Annotated in this window: 9 protein-coding genes; 3 read left to right on the forward strand and 6 right to left on the reverse strand. The window is 37.8% G+C overall.

The annotated features are described in order from the left end of the window. Positions 1 to 258: 258 nt before the first annotated feature. From rhaT to FW781_RS04360, 6 genes are all read right to left on the reverse strand, one after another. A complete protein-coding gene (gene rhaT, locus FW781_RS04335; RefSeq protein ID WP_149386286.1) occupies positions 259 to 1,347 on the reverse strand; it encodes an L-rhamnose/proton symporter RhaT in 1,089 nt (362 codons plus the stop codon). 149 nt (positions 1,348 to 1,496) lie between these two features. Next, on the reverse strand, positions 1,497 to 2,660 hold the full coding sequence (locus tag FW781_RS04340; protein ID WP_149386287.1) for a glycoside hydrolase family 88/105 protein: 1,164 nt from the start codon (positions 2,658 to 2,660) through the stop codon (positions 1,497 to 1,499). A 28-nt stretch (positions 2,661 to 2,688) separates the two neighbouring features. After that, positions 2,689 to 4,563 carry a rhamnogalacturonan lyase gene (locus FW781_RS04345; protein ID WP_149386288.1) on the reverse strand — a complete coding sequence of 625 codons (1,875 nt, stop codon included), beginning with the start codon at positions 4,561 to 4,563 and terminating at the stop codon, positions 2,689 to 2,691. A gap of 75 nt (positions 4,564 to 4,638) precedes the next feature. After that, entirely contained in the window at positions 4,639 to 7,416 is a 2,778-nt protein-coding gene (locus FW781_RS04350) for a glycosyl hydrolase (protein ID WP_149386289.1), read from the reverse strand. A 12-nt stretch (positions 7,417 to 7,428) separates the two neighbouring features. After that, a complete protein-coding gene (locus FW781_RS04355) occupies positions 7,429 to 8,751 on the reverse strand; it encodes a rhamnogalacturonan acetylesterase (protein ID WP_149386290.1) in 1,323 nt (440 codons plus the stop codon). A 142-nt stretch (positions 8,752 to 8,893) separates the two neighbouring features. Next, positions 8,894 to 10,273: a rhamnogalacturonidase gene (locus FW781_RS04360; RefSeq protein ID WP_228720137.1), complete on the reverse strand. Its 1,380-nt coding sequence runs from the start codon at positions 10,271 to 10,273 to the stop codon at positions 8,894 to 8,896. 514 nt (positions 10,274 to 10,787) lie between these two features. On the opposite strand from FW781_RS04360, the gene FW781_RS04365 reads away from it, so the two are divergent. The 3 genes from FW781_RS04365 (at position 10,788) to xylE (ending at position 15,147) form a co-directional block, all read left to right on the forward strand. After that, the gene (locus FW781_RS04365) at positions 10,788 to 12,275 is read left to right on the forward strand and encodes a xylulokinase (RefSeq protein ID WP_149386291.1); all 1,488 of its coding nucleotides are present in this window, start codon (positions 10,788 to 10,790) and stop codon (positions 12,273 to 12,275) included. 66 nt (positions 12,276 to 12,341) lie between these two features. Continuing rightward, positions 12,342 to 13,670, forward strand: coding sequence for a xylose isomerase (xylA, locus tag FW781_RS04370; protein WP_149386292.1), 1,329 nt, complete (start codon positions 12,342 to 12,344; stop codon positions 13,668 to 13,670). A 112-nt stretch (positions 13,671 to 13,782) separates the two neighbouring features. Then, complete coding sequence (gene xylE, locus FW781_RS04375; RefSeq protein ID WP_394349722.1) at positions 13,783 to 15,147, forward strand: D-xylose transporter XylE; 1,365 nt, start codon at positions 13,783 to 13,785, stop codon at positions 15,145 to 15,147. The last annotated feature ends 24 nt before the right edge of the window (positions 15,148 to 15,171 follow it).

Raw genomic sequence — 15,171 nt, forward strand, 5'->3', positions numbered from 1 at the left:
TTCAATAATTCACTATAATTAACTGTAATATTTAAGTTATATTTTAAAATAAACAATAAAACAATTGTAAATCATCAACTATTTAACGAAATACTTAACTAAACCGTGAATTAAAAAACTCCTTTTTTAATGAACACTTCCTTTTACAGTTAAATTGCTTTTAATAAAAAGACACTGATTTTTTCAGTGCCTTTAAGAGAGCTGAAATTCTAACTCTGAAACTATATGAATGGATGAATGTGAAATTGTAAATGAAGTTTATCGTAAAGAATTTCCATAACCTACAATCAAAATAGAGATAAACATCACGACCATTCCGACAGAAATAGTTATAATTGTTTTTTTGGAAACTCCCTTCCATTCTTTGATAATAATACCCCATAAATTAGCAATGAAAATAATAAAGGCCATGTGTAAAATCCATGAGCTGGCACCATTTCCCATTTTACTTTCGCCCATACCGTAAAAGAAGAACTGTAAAAACCACATGGTTCCGGCAAGCGCACAGAAAATCAGATTGCGTACAACCGGTACGTTTCTTTTAGTATAATCGGTATAGGATTTATTCTTAACAGCTAAATACAAACACCCAATCAGATTGACTGCCATACCGCCCCAAAGAACAACAACATAGGTTACATTATTCTGAAAAAGGAATTCTCCCTGGTCCGGATTTGCTATTTTCCAGGCTTCATTGGCTGCAATTGCCATTGGCTTTCCAGCTTCCAGACCGAAGTTGAAGCATGCGCTTAAAACCCCGGATATGATGGAAACAATTAATCCCAGTCCGAATTTATATTCCGTTTTTACTTCTACCCCATGAGGATCTATTGAATCGGTTTGTAATTCTTTTTCTTTCATCATTCCTGCTTTTCCGCTGATGATGATTCCGATAACACAGACCAGAAGCCCTAGTAAAACAAACTGTCCCCATCGGCTGGAAAATAGCAAACCTATATTGTCTTTTCCTGTTTGCGGAGAAAATTCATAATAAATAGAAGGAACGAGTGATCCAAACACCATACAAAGCCCCAAAATAATGCTGCTTCCGAGCGCTACGCCCAGATATCTAACGCCCAAACCATAAGTAAAACCACCAATTCCCCACAAAGCACCAAACAAAAACGTCAGTCCCAATATGGAAGTGCTTTCATTCTGAATGATTTCCCAAAAACCAGGAATGGTAAGAAATGCTGCCAGCGGCGGAACGATGATCCAGGAAAAAATGCCTCCTATTAACCAATAGGTTTCCCAGGACCAGCCTTTTACTTTTTTGTAGGGCAAATAAAAGCTCCCTGAAGAGAAACCTCCTAAGAAGTGGAAAAAAACTCCTAATAATGCATTCATAATTTATCTTATGGATTGAATTTGAAAATTAATACTATGAAATCGATTGCGCATCTTGTAGTGTCATGTTGTCATATTAGTTTCTTAACGCTCCTGCTTCCTAAGTCAAGAATGTTAACTCAATGAATATCACACTTGTCAATATTCGCTTATTTTAATTGATACACTTCACTTGCTGCTAACAACAGACAGCCTAAACCATAATCTTCAAAATCAGGCTGCTTATCAATGGCAAGCGGCTGACCGTCTTTAGGTTCTTTTCCTGTTCCCTGAACCCAGCCCAAAAATCCATCAGGCTGAACAGAATCCTTTGCAATTGCGTTCCAGGCTTTCACAACAACGGGTAAATATGTTTTTTTATCAATCAGTCCTTTATTAATTCCATACGCCATTCCATACACAAACAGAGCTGTGCCCGTCATTTCTTTACCTCCGAAATTACCAGGATCATGCAGACTTACATTCCAAAATCCATCTTCCCTCTGCACAGGCAGTAAAGCGGATAAGAGGTCTTTATAATCCTGTAAATATTCCTTATAATGCGGATCAGATTCCGGAGTATCTTCCAGCGTCCGGGTCAGAGCTGCCACTACCCAGCCGTTTCCGCGGCTCCAGTAGCAATCTTCGCCGTTGGGTTCTTTATAAGGGGGAACAAAGCTTTTATCCCTCCACCAAAGTTTGTCTTTAGGATTGTATAAACCATTTCCTCCATGCTTATATTTCGTAAAGGCATACATCTCGTAATTTTTATCGAAATATTTTTGTTCGCCTGTAATTCTGCCCAGCTTTGTAAAAATCGGCATTCCCATTTGAAGCGCATCAATCCACCACCAGTCATCTGATTTTTTGGAGGCAATCATACTGTCGACAGAGGCTTTCACAAATTTTATTCTCTCCGGATTTTTTTTGCCATCCATTTCATAAAGATCCAGATACGTTTGTCCGCAAGCCTGATTATCCGCATTACGGGTATAGGTATCACGCATCATATCCCAGTTGTGTTTTTGAGACCAGTCGACAGCATAATCGTAATACTCTTTTTTAGGATCTATTTTATAAAAGGCCACCAGTCCTTCATAGTAAACGGCCCGCGTCCACAGATTGCTTGGCCAGACTTTTTTGCCAACAATTTCCTTTCCCGCATCCGGCCATTTGTTCATGAAATATTGATTTGCCCTGCGCGAAACTTCCAAAACTTCTTTTTTATCCGGAAGATTAACGTTCTTTTCCGCCGTTTGTTTCTGAACTGAGCAGGAATATAAAACTCCAAACATCAACGCAAAAAAAGCGCCTCTCATTAATACTTTCTTCATAATTATATTATTTTTTATTTTAGAAAATTTAAGGTTTAACCGTATAAATATTTGGCGAAGGAACTCTTGAAACAGATTCATCCAAATAATAATCAGTATGGGGAGGCTGGTTGTAGCCTACATTTTGCCAAACAATGCTCAACCGGTATTGCGGATTATGCATCATCGTATACAAACGGTGCTTCGTAGGAATGGTAGAGCTGAAAATCCGGAGCTCCTGATTATCTGAGGTTCTGTAAATCAATTCTTCCCGCCAGTCTCCAAATAAATCAGCAACCAGAGAAGGATTTTTCTTGGTCCCGTTGTTGGATTCGCACTGAAAATCTTTAGCATCAAAAATTAGATTGGATTTTTCTTTCTTCCAGTCCCATTTTGACACAGAAGTTCCGTCTAAAATTTCGCTTAAAAAATCCCCGTCCCAATAAATCCCCATATTACAGGCAGGATTTTTATCGCTTATTTTTCTTCCTTTAGTATCGTAAATGCCTTTTACACCAGCTCCCGCCGCCCAAGATTCTGAACCTTGATAACGGGGATCGATATTTAAAGACAGTCCTCTTCCCGGTCCCTGAAATTTACCCTGTTTACTATAAATCAAAGAAGGTAATTTCCATAAAACTTTACCGGTTGCGCCGGTTCTGAAATGGGCGCCCGCATCATCAAATCTTTCCTGAATATCAAAAATTTCCAATCCGGGAGAAGAAGGATCCAGATCACCAACGTGCAACGCATCACCATGGCCAAAGCCCGTGCTGTTCAGAACTTTTCCGTTATCATCAACCGTCATTGCACCGAAAATAATTTCATCTTTTCCATCGTTATCAACGTCGGCAATGCTCAGATTATGGTTTCCCTGACCCCGGTATTTTTTATTTTCTTCCGAACTTTCCGTATCGAACAGCCATCTCAAGCTGAGCTTTTTATCTTTATAATCCCAAGCTGCGATCGCCGTTCGGGTATAATAACCTCTCGACATAATGATGCTTGGAGTTTTGCCGTCCAGATAAGCAACTGCACCCAAAAACCGGTCGATACGGTTTCCTTTTGCATCGCCCCAGGTCTCAGTCATTTGTTCAGGAGTTGGATTTAAACTGCCTGCAAATCTGGGAACTTCATAATGAACTGTATTAATTTCCTCACCTGTTTCACCATTAAAAACAGTCAAATATTCAGGACCTGAAAGGATAAATCCATTCTCATTGCGGTAATCTTTGGAAGGATCCCCGATGAATTTCCCTTTACCATCTCTGCTGCCGTCTGCCGTCTTCATAACGACTTCTGCTTTGCCGTCCTGATCCAAATCATACACTAAAAACTGTGTGTAATGCGCCCCTTCCCTGATATTTTTTCCCAGGTTAATTTCCCACAAGAATTTTCCGTTCAATTTATAAGCCTGAATAATGGGCTCATCTGTAAAACCTTTCTGACTGTTGTCTCTGGACTGCCCCGTCTGATGAAGGATGATTTCATACTCACCATCTCCGTCAAGATCGGCAACAGAAGCATCGTTGGGCGTATATCCGGCCGGCGTTTTTAAAGGAATTGAAAAATAGGGTTTTTGATTAGCAGCATATTTCACAGAATCCTGATCAATCTCCTGATCATGGGTATTGGATCTTACGAAATAGGTGTAACTCTTTGTTTTATCCGCCGTGGTATCTAAAAAACTGGTTTCATTAAGCAATGGTTTTTCGTTCAGCTTTTTGCTTTTATTATTTTCAATACGGTACAGATCAAACTGAATATTCTGAGGTTCTGTACCCAGTAAACGCCAGCTCACAAAAATTCCTGTTTCTGAAGGTACCGCAATAATTCCTCTTTTTAAATACTCCATCTGCCTTTGTGCTGAAAGGAAATGTGAAAAAAGAAGGATCAGTACAATAAAGTTATATTTTATATTCATAATTCTGAACTATTAAATTAATATAATTCAATCGATTGCGCAATTTATTTTGATATACTTTTATTTATATGAATTCTATTTTGAAAAATATAATGGAAATAACTGAATTTGTCCATCCAATCCGGAAGGCTGAACTTTCCAACCGGAGGCATCAAAAGCTTTATAATCAATATTTACAAAGTTGATTTCATGATAATTACGCCATGGAATTTTATTCTGATCCATGTAACGGATTCTATTCGCCATCAAATTGCAGACTTCAATCTGAATGGTATTTTTCCCTTTTTTCAGATATTTCCCAACGTTGATTTCAAAAGGAATACTCCAGACAATCCCAGCTTCCTGACCGTTAACAATTACTTTTGCACTTTCATATAGTTTATCAAATTTTAAAAGGTAATCATCTGCTTTTTTATTCTTCAGATTTAATGTGGTTGTATAAACACCACATCCTGAAAAACTCTGTGTTGCAGAATCTTCTGAAAAGTTTGTCCAAGGTTCCGGATTTTTTAGAATCCTTGACTTCGGAAGTTCGGGGCCACCTTCTTTGAAAGTCAGCTGCCATGCTTGGCTTAAACTGATGGGAGAATCTGTTTTTTCAATATACTTCCATTTTGCAATGGAATGATCAACAGTTTCACTGTTTTTTAAAATTAAAGACTGTCCTGATTTCAGTTGAATTCTCACGGAATTATTATGGGTTTCCGCAACTCCGAAATCTCCGTTTTCAGGATTCATGATCACGGCTTGCTTTCCTGTATAGTTTAAAGGAATCAACTGATCGATGTCCTTTGCAGTATGGTTAACAATGAAATAGTATTTCCCACCGTCAAACTGTCTCCTCACAAACTTCAATCCGGTTTCCGTTAATTGTTCTCTTTGTATTTTTAAATATTCCAGGCCTTTTTCAATATCAGAACTTAGAATAATTTTTCCTTTTCCGAAGTTCGCAATCATTATATTTCCACCCTGCTTCTGAAACGGGATCTGAGTCCACAATGATTTTAGTTCCGCTCTTCTTTTTTCAACTTCCAAATTTCCGGGAATATCTTTTGGCTTGTTTTGAAAAATAACCGAAGCGCCATTTTGAGCTAATTTGAGAATATTATGCAACGTAGTTTCCGGCAAATAAGTTAATTCAGGAATGATTAAAACCTGATAGGAAGATCCCTCTTTTGCGGTCTGAATTCCCTGGTTTTCTGATTTAGATTCGCCAATCATCCTGTCAGAAATCATATCAAGAGCATAGCCCATTTTACTCAGCTTCGTTAGATTCTCATACATTGGAGTTGGCTGCAGCCATTTTTCCACGTTATGAACTTTAAACGCTATATCTTTCCCTTTTGGATTGGCCCATTGGTCATAAATTGGCCAGTACATCAACAGTTCATTATCAGATTTCCCGCTCTGTAAAATACTCTGAGTACGTGTCACATAAGAATTTAACCCCGTTAAATGTGGCCATAAACTATTTTCCGGAACGAAATTAACCGATGCATAAAATAGCCATCCCGGAAAAGGAACGTCAACCGGTGTATACGTTGTACCGTGATAAAAAACGTGATTGATTCCAGATAGAAAAACCTGCTCAACTTCGGGTTTTGCCTGCGACCAGGAGGTTTTAAAATGTTCTGTAAGCCAGGTAAAAGTTTCATTTGAAATGAATTGTTTACCCGTAACATTGGCTGCCGATGAAGCAAATTTAAGCATATTAATATCTGGTTTATCAGATTTTTGCACATCTGCACTTTCTCTCCTCAGCCCCGGAATATCAAAAACCGTACTTCCGAAAGTTTCAGATTCGGGAATATCGACTGCAGCATATAAATCCAATAAATTTCCTGGCGATCCGTGGGCCTGATTGGTATTCTTTGAGTTTCTGGAATGTGCCCAGTTTGTAAAATCCTTAGTGAAATTATTTAAAATCAATTCACTCAAAGTTTCCCTGTAATCTGACTTAATTCTCCCCGTAATCTCATTTTCTTCATTACTGACGAGATATTTGATGTATGGACTCAAATCATATCCTCTCCTTTTTTTAAATTCATTTTTAAAATCAGGAGTCCAGTCGGCATTATAAACCTCATAACTGTCATTAAAAAAAGAACGGATTCCATAGTTTGAGCTTCCAAAAGCTTTATCAAAAGTTTTAAGATAATCTTTCGTTGCATCAGGTGAAAAATGGTCTAGTGTATACCCTTCACCGCCTGGAGCTGCACGTTTTACTTTTTGTAAAGTCTTACCTGTAAAAACAGCATAAACTGTCCACTTCCCGGAATCCGGCTTCCAATTGAGAGAGCCGTCGTCTGTTATTTTATCGGTTAAGACAACTGCTTCGTTTTTTTCGTTGTAAGCCGTTACAACATCTAATTTTATTGTTTTTAAATTCTTCTGCTTTTCATCTTTCAGAATGATTTTCTCTGAAAATTTTTCGCCTGATGAAATTGTGTAGGTCTGAACAATCATTTTTGTGGCTGCATCTTCTTCGCCAACCTGCGGACCACCGATTGGCCAGCCTGTTCCTACAGCCATATCAACTCCCATATTCAAACTTTTTGCTTTGTCTGTAGTGAATTGAAGCATTTTCATCCACTCCGGAGAAAGATAACTGATGTATTGATTTTCAAAGCCTTTTGCACCATAAATAGGAACAATTTCTACGCCTCCGAAACCTGCTTTATGAAGGGCTGCAAGGTCTTTATCCAATCCTTTTTCATTAACCGCATTTCCCATCCACCACCAGCGTGTCCATGGTTTTGCCGTTTCAGTGGTTTTTGGCCACGGATTTTGTGCGGAAAGATTCCCGAACGCAAAACACAATATGCCTGCCTTTATGATAGATTGAATATTCATTTTCTTACTTTTTTAGTTTCCATCCGGTTTTAAAGATTCCATGAAGATACTTTCCGGCCAGTGGAATTTTTCGAAAGGATCAGGTCTATTTAAATCAAAACCTTTATATTTTTTAGAAATAAACTTACTCAGAGGCAGCTTCTGAACGACAATACTTTTGACTACACATTTTGCCAGTTCATAAGCGCCATATGTATTAAAGTGAGTATCATCCGCCAAAGCACCCTGCTGATTGGGATAAGAATTTGCAGGATAATAGACAAATGCTTTCTTAGAATTTTCAGGTCCCAACGCTTCAAACAGCGTTTTACTCATTGCATTCAGGTCGATTAAATATACATTCTCTTCTTTGGCAATTTCCCGCATGGCATCCGGAAAATCATCCAGGGTATTGACAATCTTCTTATTTTGATCAAAAACTCTTCTGTTCATGGAGGTAACTAAAACCGGAATTGCGCCCAATTGTTTGGCTTTATTAATCCATTCCTGTAATCTTTTTCTATAACCAGATTTTGTGCTGTTCCCATATTTCTGATCGTTGTGTCCAAACTGAATGAACAGATAATCTCCATGCTTTATTTTGTTCCAGATTTTATCAATCCGGTGGCGGTCTTCAAAAGCTTTCAAAGTTTCCCCGCTTTCAGCATAATTGGCAATAACAACTTTTTCCGGAACAAAAAAACAGGGCAGCATTTGTCCCCAGGAGGCCCAGGGTTCATACTGTGCATCTACAACCGTGGAATCTCCTGTCAGGAAAATTGTTCTCGCCGTTTTGTTAGGCTGAATGATTATTGCGCAAATTTTGGGCGCTTTATCATTAAATTCAATCGTCAATAGATTGTCCCAATGTAAATATTTTCTTTCTCTTGGTTTTAATTTTACAATTCCGATTTCAATTCCATCCTGATTGCGGAGAATGCTATCTTTAACATGAACGGTGATCAGTTTTTCAACTATTTCACCTTCTTTTGTTTTTACATCATCCAACATCAGGCGGCGGTTTTCTACACGGACCGTTGTTTGGGAGGTTCCTTTGGAGTCGCCTAAATTTAACTTAATATCATAATTTCCTTCCGGAATTATCACCGAAAAATAGAAAGGTTTATCGCTGGTAATATAATCTCCTGTCAAAGCATTGCCTCCTCTGTCGATTGATTTTAAGCCTGAAATATCCATGAATCCGTAGCCTACTTTCCAGTCGAATTCAGAGTGTTCTGTGATGGGAATAAAATCATCCTGAGTCCTGCTTCCACCAAAATCAAATTTGAAACTGGTTTGTTGGGAAAACATTGATGAACAAATAAAAATGGCTATAATTCCTATCCAATTTTTCATAATCAATCCATTAAAATATTGACTTCCGTCATTAATCCAAAAATTCTATTCGCTTGTATGCTAAGAACCCATCCCAATTTAGATTGAGAATGCAATACTTGGGAGCATAGCCATACCGGAACAAATATTTGGGAATAGCAACTCATTTTGCAGCAATGTCAGAATCGTCTTTTTTGTCGTAAGATTGGTCTAAAGAGGCAACCTGAGTAACATTCACTTTAATTTTTTTCAAATTTTTAATAGCCTCCAAATTTTCCTCTTTAGGTTTTAACGCCTTTATTTTCAGATTATCCAACGTAAAGTCTGTCAGATCATACAAGTCAGATTTTTCAACATCGAATGCCGTTTCACAACTGATGTTAATATTTTTGATCAGAATATGATTCGCTAAAGATTTTTTAGGCTTTTCCTCTCCCTTCAAATCGAAAAACTGGTTCCAGCCTTTTACATACAAGAACGTTTTAACATTCCCTGTAATATTTTCCACTGTAATATATTCGTAATGTTGAGGAGTATCCGGTCTCATTTTAAGGTGCAGCAGTCTTGAAGCATCTTTCACCTTTGAGTTGCGCAGAATTACATTATAATTGTGGATAGATTCGCTGCCGCAAGTGAGAACACTGTGACAAAATCCAAAGCTGTTATCTTCTATGATGATATTTCTGTTTTCACCATTTTCAGGAGCTTTATCTGCTTTCGGGCCTTTTCCGCCTTTTAATGCAATGGCATCATCATTCACTGACATGTAACAGTTTTTAATCAGGAAATTCGTGCAGGCATCAATATCAACAGCATCTGTACTTGGGGCTTTTACAGGTTCTTTCGGTGCAAGAATTGTCAGGTTTAACAATTTTACAAATTCACTTTTATAATAATGAGTGCTCCAGAAAGGGGAATTTTTTATAGTAATTCCTTCAATCTGAACGTTTTTAGAATTTGAAACATAGATGATTCTTGGTCTCATTTCGTCCATATTTGTACACTTAGGATTCCATTGGCGTCTCTTCCAGAATGCTTTCCAAAAGCGTAATCCGTTTCCGTCAAGTGTTCCTTTTCCCGAAATGGTAAAGCCATTCAAGCCATCTGCATTGATTATTGCAGGAAAATATTTTACAGACTGCCCTTCCATTCTTGTTTCCACAACCGGAAAATCACTGATATCATCGCTTCCTTTTAATTTCGCACCGTTCTCCAAATATAAATGTGTTCCCTGTTTGAAGAATACGGAACTGATCAGGAATGTTCCCTTGGGCACAATAATTACACCACCTCCATTTTTAGCTGCAAGATCAATAACCGCCTGAAACTGTTTGGTCTGAAGAACGGTACTGTCATTTTCCACCCCGTTATCAGTAAGAATATATTTTTTACCTAATTTATTGATGTCTGTAGGTTTATTTTCTTTAAACCATTTTGGAATTAGGGTACCGTCAGGAAACTTTTCCTGGCTTTTTATGCCTGATGAAAACAATAAGAATATCAATAGAGATAATAAAAAGCTTGATATATTTTGAGATTTCATAATTTATTTTTTATTGTAGAATCTGATTTTTCAATAATAAAATTCAGCACTAAAAAGAATAGCAAAATAAAGGAATATCATTTAAATAAAAATTATTCAGTTTATTTTTACAAAAAATCAGCAAATAATTTCCAACTGTATAACGAAAATTATTCTTTCATTTCATTTTCATAAAAGTATACATTTTAGGATTTGGCGGTATCCTGCTCTTTCATGTTGATTATTTTGCGATGATTTATCCTCAGTTAACAGCTGTCAAAATATAAATTCATCATCAATTTGCGCAATCGATTGCTCAATATTGGATAATTAAAGCCCTTTTTAGTTAAAATTAATTTCTCAATTTGCTTAATTTAATTGGAAATAAGGCATCTAAAAAATAATTAATTAAAATTAAAATATTGAATAACAGCAGTTTAACATTTAACAATATTAAAAATTAACAGATTTACAAAAACCCTCGGTATAATACATAAAATTATTACATTTAAAGCATTACAATTATTAATAATTAATGAAGTTTATAGGTTATGATGTAGGAAGCTCATCGATAAAGGCTTCCATCGTAGATGATCAGGGCAAATTAATTGCTCATGCCAAATACCCGGAACATGAGATGTTGATAGATTCCCCAAAAGCAGGCTGGGCAGAACAAAACCCTGATGAATGGTGGCAAAATCTCCGAATTCTCACACAAAAAATAATTGCAGAGAGCAAAATCCACAAAAATGAGATTAAAGGAATCGGTATCTCCTATCAAATGCATGGATTAGTATTGATTGGAAAAGACAAACAGGTCCTATGTCCGTCAATGATATGGTGTGACAGCCGTTCTGTTAAAATTGGCGACCGGATTTTTAATGAGATCGGAGAAGAAAAATGCATGAAAGAGCTGCTTAATTCTCCGGGAAATTTCACCGCTTCCAAACTGAAATGGGTACAGGAAAATACTCCCGAGATTTACGACAAGATCTGGAAATTTATGCTTCCGGGAGATTTCATTGCATTTAAGCTCAGTGGTGAGGCAACAACTTCTGTTACAGGACTTTCAGAAGGTATACTTTGGGATTTTGAAAAGCATGAAGTTTCAAAAACAATGCTGCAGCACCTGGGAATTGAAGAATCCTTTGTTTCTGATATTGTGGAAAACTTCACTGAACAATGCTGTGTTTCAAAGCAGGGAGCAGAGGAAAGTGGCCTTCCCGAGGGAATTCCTGTTTATTACCGGGCTGGAGATCAACCCAATAATGCATTTTCCCTCAATGTAATGAATCTCGGAGAGATTGCAGCAACAGGCGGAACTTCCGGAGTTGTTTATGGGGTGACAAATCATATTAAGTCAAAGGAATCTGTAAGAATTAACAATTTTGCCCACATTAACCACACCAAGGAAGAACCGAGAATCGGGAAAATGCTTTGCCTGAACGGGGCGGGAATTCAATACAGCTGGCTTCGGCATCAGGTTGACCAGAAAAGACACAGCTATCACGAAATTAATGATTTAGCGTCAAAAATACCGATCGGTTCCGATGGAGTTATTGTCCTGCCCTTCGGAAACGGAGCAGAGAGAGTGCTGCATAATAAAGATATCGGCTCGTCTGTTTTTAACCTGAACTTTAACCGTCATAAAAGCGAGCATCTTTTCCGGGCGGGATTGGAAGGTATTGCCTATTCTTTTGTTTATGGAACTGATATTTTAATGTCTGACGGGCTTCAGAAAGGTATTATAAAAGCAGGTGGTGACAATTTATTCCGTTCTTCTTTATTCACGCAGACCATCACTACTATTTTGGATACTGAAATAAGGATTATAGATTCCACAGGTTCTACAGGTGCCGCAAGAGCTGCAGCCATAGGAGCCGGGGCATTTGAATCGCAAAACGAGATCCTGACTGACAAAGACATTTTAAAAAGCTATTATCCTGATACTAAGAACTATGACCAGTACAAGGATAGTTACGAGAAATGGAAATTAAAATTATTGCAAAATCTAAATAATTAAGGAATTTTTCAACACATTAATGCAATCGATTGCATTAATTAATTCATTTAAATAAAATTAAAACATATGGCAATTACATTGGGTAACAAGGAGTATTTCAAAGGAATTGAAAAGATCCAATTTGAGGGAAAGGAATCTGATAATCCTCTGGCTTTCAAATTTTATAACGAAAACAAAGTCGTTCGGGGGAAAACAATGAAAGACTATTTCAAATTTGCAACGGCTTACTGGCATACATTCTGTGCAACAGGAGGAGATCCTTTCGGAGTGGGAACCCAGCATTTTGAATGGCTAAACGCAACAGATGTTAAGCAAAGAGCAACAGAAAAAATGGATGCGGCTTTCGAATTTTTCACAAAACTGGGTATGCCTTACTACTGTTTTCATGATTATGATTTAATTGATGAAGCGGATAATTTTAGAGAATCAACCAAAAGAATAGAATTTATAACCGATTATGCTAAAGAAAAACAAGCTGCCTCCGGAGTAAAATTACTTTGGGGAACTTCAAACTGTTTCTCCAATCCACGGTTTATGAATGGTGCAGCTACAAATCCATCCTTTGATGTGCTGGCTTATGCCGGAGGACAGGTTAAAAACGCCCTAGATGCAACGATTAAGTTAAGCGGAGAAAATTATGTTTTCTGGGGCGGCCGTGAAGGGTACATGTCTCTATTGAACACCAACATGAAACGTGAACTGGAACATATGGCAAAGTTTTTACACATGGCAAAAGATTATGCACGTTCACAAGGCTTCAAAGGGACTTTTTTTATTGAGCCCAAACCAATGGAGCCTACCAAACACCAGTATGATTTTGATGCGGCAACCTGCTTAAACTTTCTTCGTCAATATGATTTACTGGATGATTTCAAGCTTAACCTCGAAGTGAACCACGCAACTTTAGCCCAGCATACTTTTGAACATGAATTACAAGTAGCCGCTGACAACAACGTTTTAGGAAGTATTGACGCCAACCGGGGAGATTATCAAAATGGTTGGGATACAGACCAGTTCCCCGTTGATTTATATGAAATGACTCAGGCGATGCTGGTGATTATTCAGGCAGGGGGCTTCCAGGGCGGAGGTGTAAATTTTGATGCTAAAATCAGAAGAAACTCAACGGATCCGGAAGATATTTTCATTGCTCATATCAGCGGAATGGACAATTTTGCAAGAGCTTTCCTTGCTGCAGATGCTATTTTAGAAAAATCAAAATATTCTGAAATCAGAACTAATAGATATGCTTCTTTCAATAACGGAAAAGGTAAAGATTTTGAAGAGGGGAAATTATCTCTTACTGACCTGGCCGCCCATGCGGAAGGGCTTGGAGAAGTAGGCAGGGAAAGCGGTAAGCAGGAATATCTGGAAAGCCTGATTAATCAGTATTTATAATACAAATGTCGCTAACAAAGCACCTAATTTTTAACAACTAAAACTATATGAGACTATGCAAATAATAGATTCGGGGCCGAAATATTCCTCGGGAACAAAGTCTGAAATCAACATGGTATATGTTACCCTGCTTACACTGGTTGCCACTTTGGGCGGGCTTTTGTTTGGATATGATACAGCCGTTATTTCGGGTGCAGAAAAATCCATTCAGGAATATTTAATTATCCCATTAGGATTGAGTTCACTGGCCCATGGAGCCACTATTTCCAGTGCATTGGTAGGATGTGTTATCGGAGGGGCTGTTTCCGGATATTTTTCAACCAGGTTAGGAAGGAAAAAATCGCTGATGGCAGCTGCATTTTTATTTTTCATCAGTGCTTTGGGAGCTGCCTATCCTGAATTTTTATTTTTTAAGCAGGGTGAACAATCAATGGGAGTTTTGCTGGCTTTTAACTTTTATAGAATTATTGGAGGAATTGGTGTTGGCCTTGCTTCCGCGGTTTGCCCGATGTATATTGGAGAAATAGCACCCGCCGAAGTTCGCGGAAGATTGGTTTCTTTAAATCAGTTTGCCATAATTTTTGGGATGCTGGTGGTATATTTTGTCAATTGGGGTATTGCCGACGGAAAATCAGTAGAATGGATCAACGATATCGGCTGGCGTTATATGTTTTTATCCCTGACAATTCCGGCTGCCTTATTCGGGATTTTGCTGTTTTTTGTTCCGGAAACGCCCCGATATTTGACCTTAACTAAAAAAGATGATGAAGCGCTTAAAATTTTAACCAAAATTAATGGGCAGCTCCGAGGACATGAAATTTTTCAGGAAATTAAAGGAACGGTTGCCCGGCATAAAGGTGAGCTTTTCGCATTCGGAAAAACAGTTATTATTATTGGAATTTTACTTTCTGTTTTTCAGCAATTTGTGGGAATTAATGTAGCTTTATACTATGCTCCGAGGATTTTTGAGAGCATGGGTGTTCATAAAGATGCTTCTATGCTGCAGACTGTTGTTATGGGATTGGTGAACGTGATCTTTACGGTGGTTGCTATTTTCACGGTTGATAAATGGGGAAGAAAACCTTTACTTATTGTAGGTTCCATTGGAATGGCCATTGGAATGTTTGCCATTGCCATTTTCTCTTATTTGCATATTATCGGGATTGCAACTTTGATTTTCATCATCATCTATACCGCATCTTTTATGATGTCCTGGGGACCAATTTGCTGGGTTTTGATCTCAGAACTTTTCCCTAATAAAATCAGGGGTGCAGCGATTGCGGTTGCAGTTGCTGCTCAATGGGCGGCCAATTACCTCATCTCCTCCACCTATCCTTTTATGATGGAATTTAGCGGAGCTTTTACTTATGGTTTTTACGGAGTAATGAGCGTTTTATCACTGTTTTTTGTATGGAAAATGGTTCCGGAAACCAAGGGGAAATCTTTGGAAGAAATTGAAAAACTTTGGAAAAGATAATTATTTTTTTAGATAATATTTAAC

This window comes from Chryseobacterium panacisoli (genome assembly GCF_008274625.1).
GTDB classification, from domain to species: domain Bacteria; phylum Bacteroidota; class Bacteroidia; order Flavobacteriales; family Weeksellaceae; genus Chryseobacterium; species Chryseobacterium panacisoli.

Bases quoted from the DNA above. Each gene is read 5' to 3' on its own strand.
- FW781_RS04360 (WP_228720137.1), bottom strand. From the start codon at position 10,273: ATGAAATCTCAAAATATATCAAGCTTTTTATTATCTCTATTGATATTC.
- rhaT (WP_149386286.1), bottom strand. From the start codon at position 1,347: ATGAATGCATTATTAGGAGTTTTTTTCCACTTCTTAGGAGGTTTCTCT.
- FW781_RS04350 (WP_149386289.1), bottom strand. From the start codon at position 7,416: ATGAATATTCAATCTATCATAAAGGCAGGCATATTGTGTTTTGCGTTC.
- xylE (WP_394349722.1), top strand. From the start codon at position 13,783: ATGGTATATGTTACCCTGCTTACACTGGTTGCCACTTTGGGCGGGCTT.
- xylA (WP_149386292.1), top strand. From the start codon at position 12,342: ATGGCAATTACATTGGGTAACAAGGAGTATTTCAAAGGAATTGAAAAG.
- FW781_RS04345 (WP_149386288.1), bottom strand. From the start codon at position 4,563: ATGAATATAAAATATAACTTTATTGTACTGATCCTTCTTTTTTCACAT.
- FW781_RS04355 (WP_149386290.1), bottom strand. From the start codon at position 8,751: ATGAAAAATTGGATAGGAATTATAGCCATTTTTATTTGTTCATCAATG.
- FW781_RS04340 (WP_149386287.1), bottom strand. From the start codon at position 2,660: ATGAAGAAAGTATTAATGAGAGGCGCTTTTTTTGCGTTGATGTTTGGA.
- FW781_RS04365 (WP_149386291.1), top strand. From the start codon at position 10,788: ATGAAGTTTATAGGTTATGATGTAGGAAGCTCATCGATAAAGGCTTCC.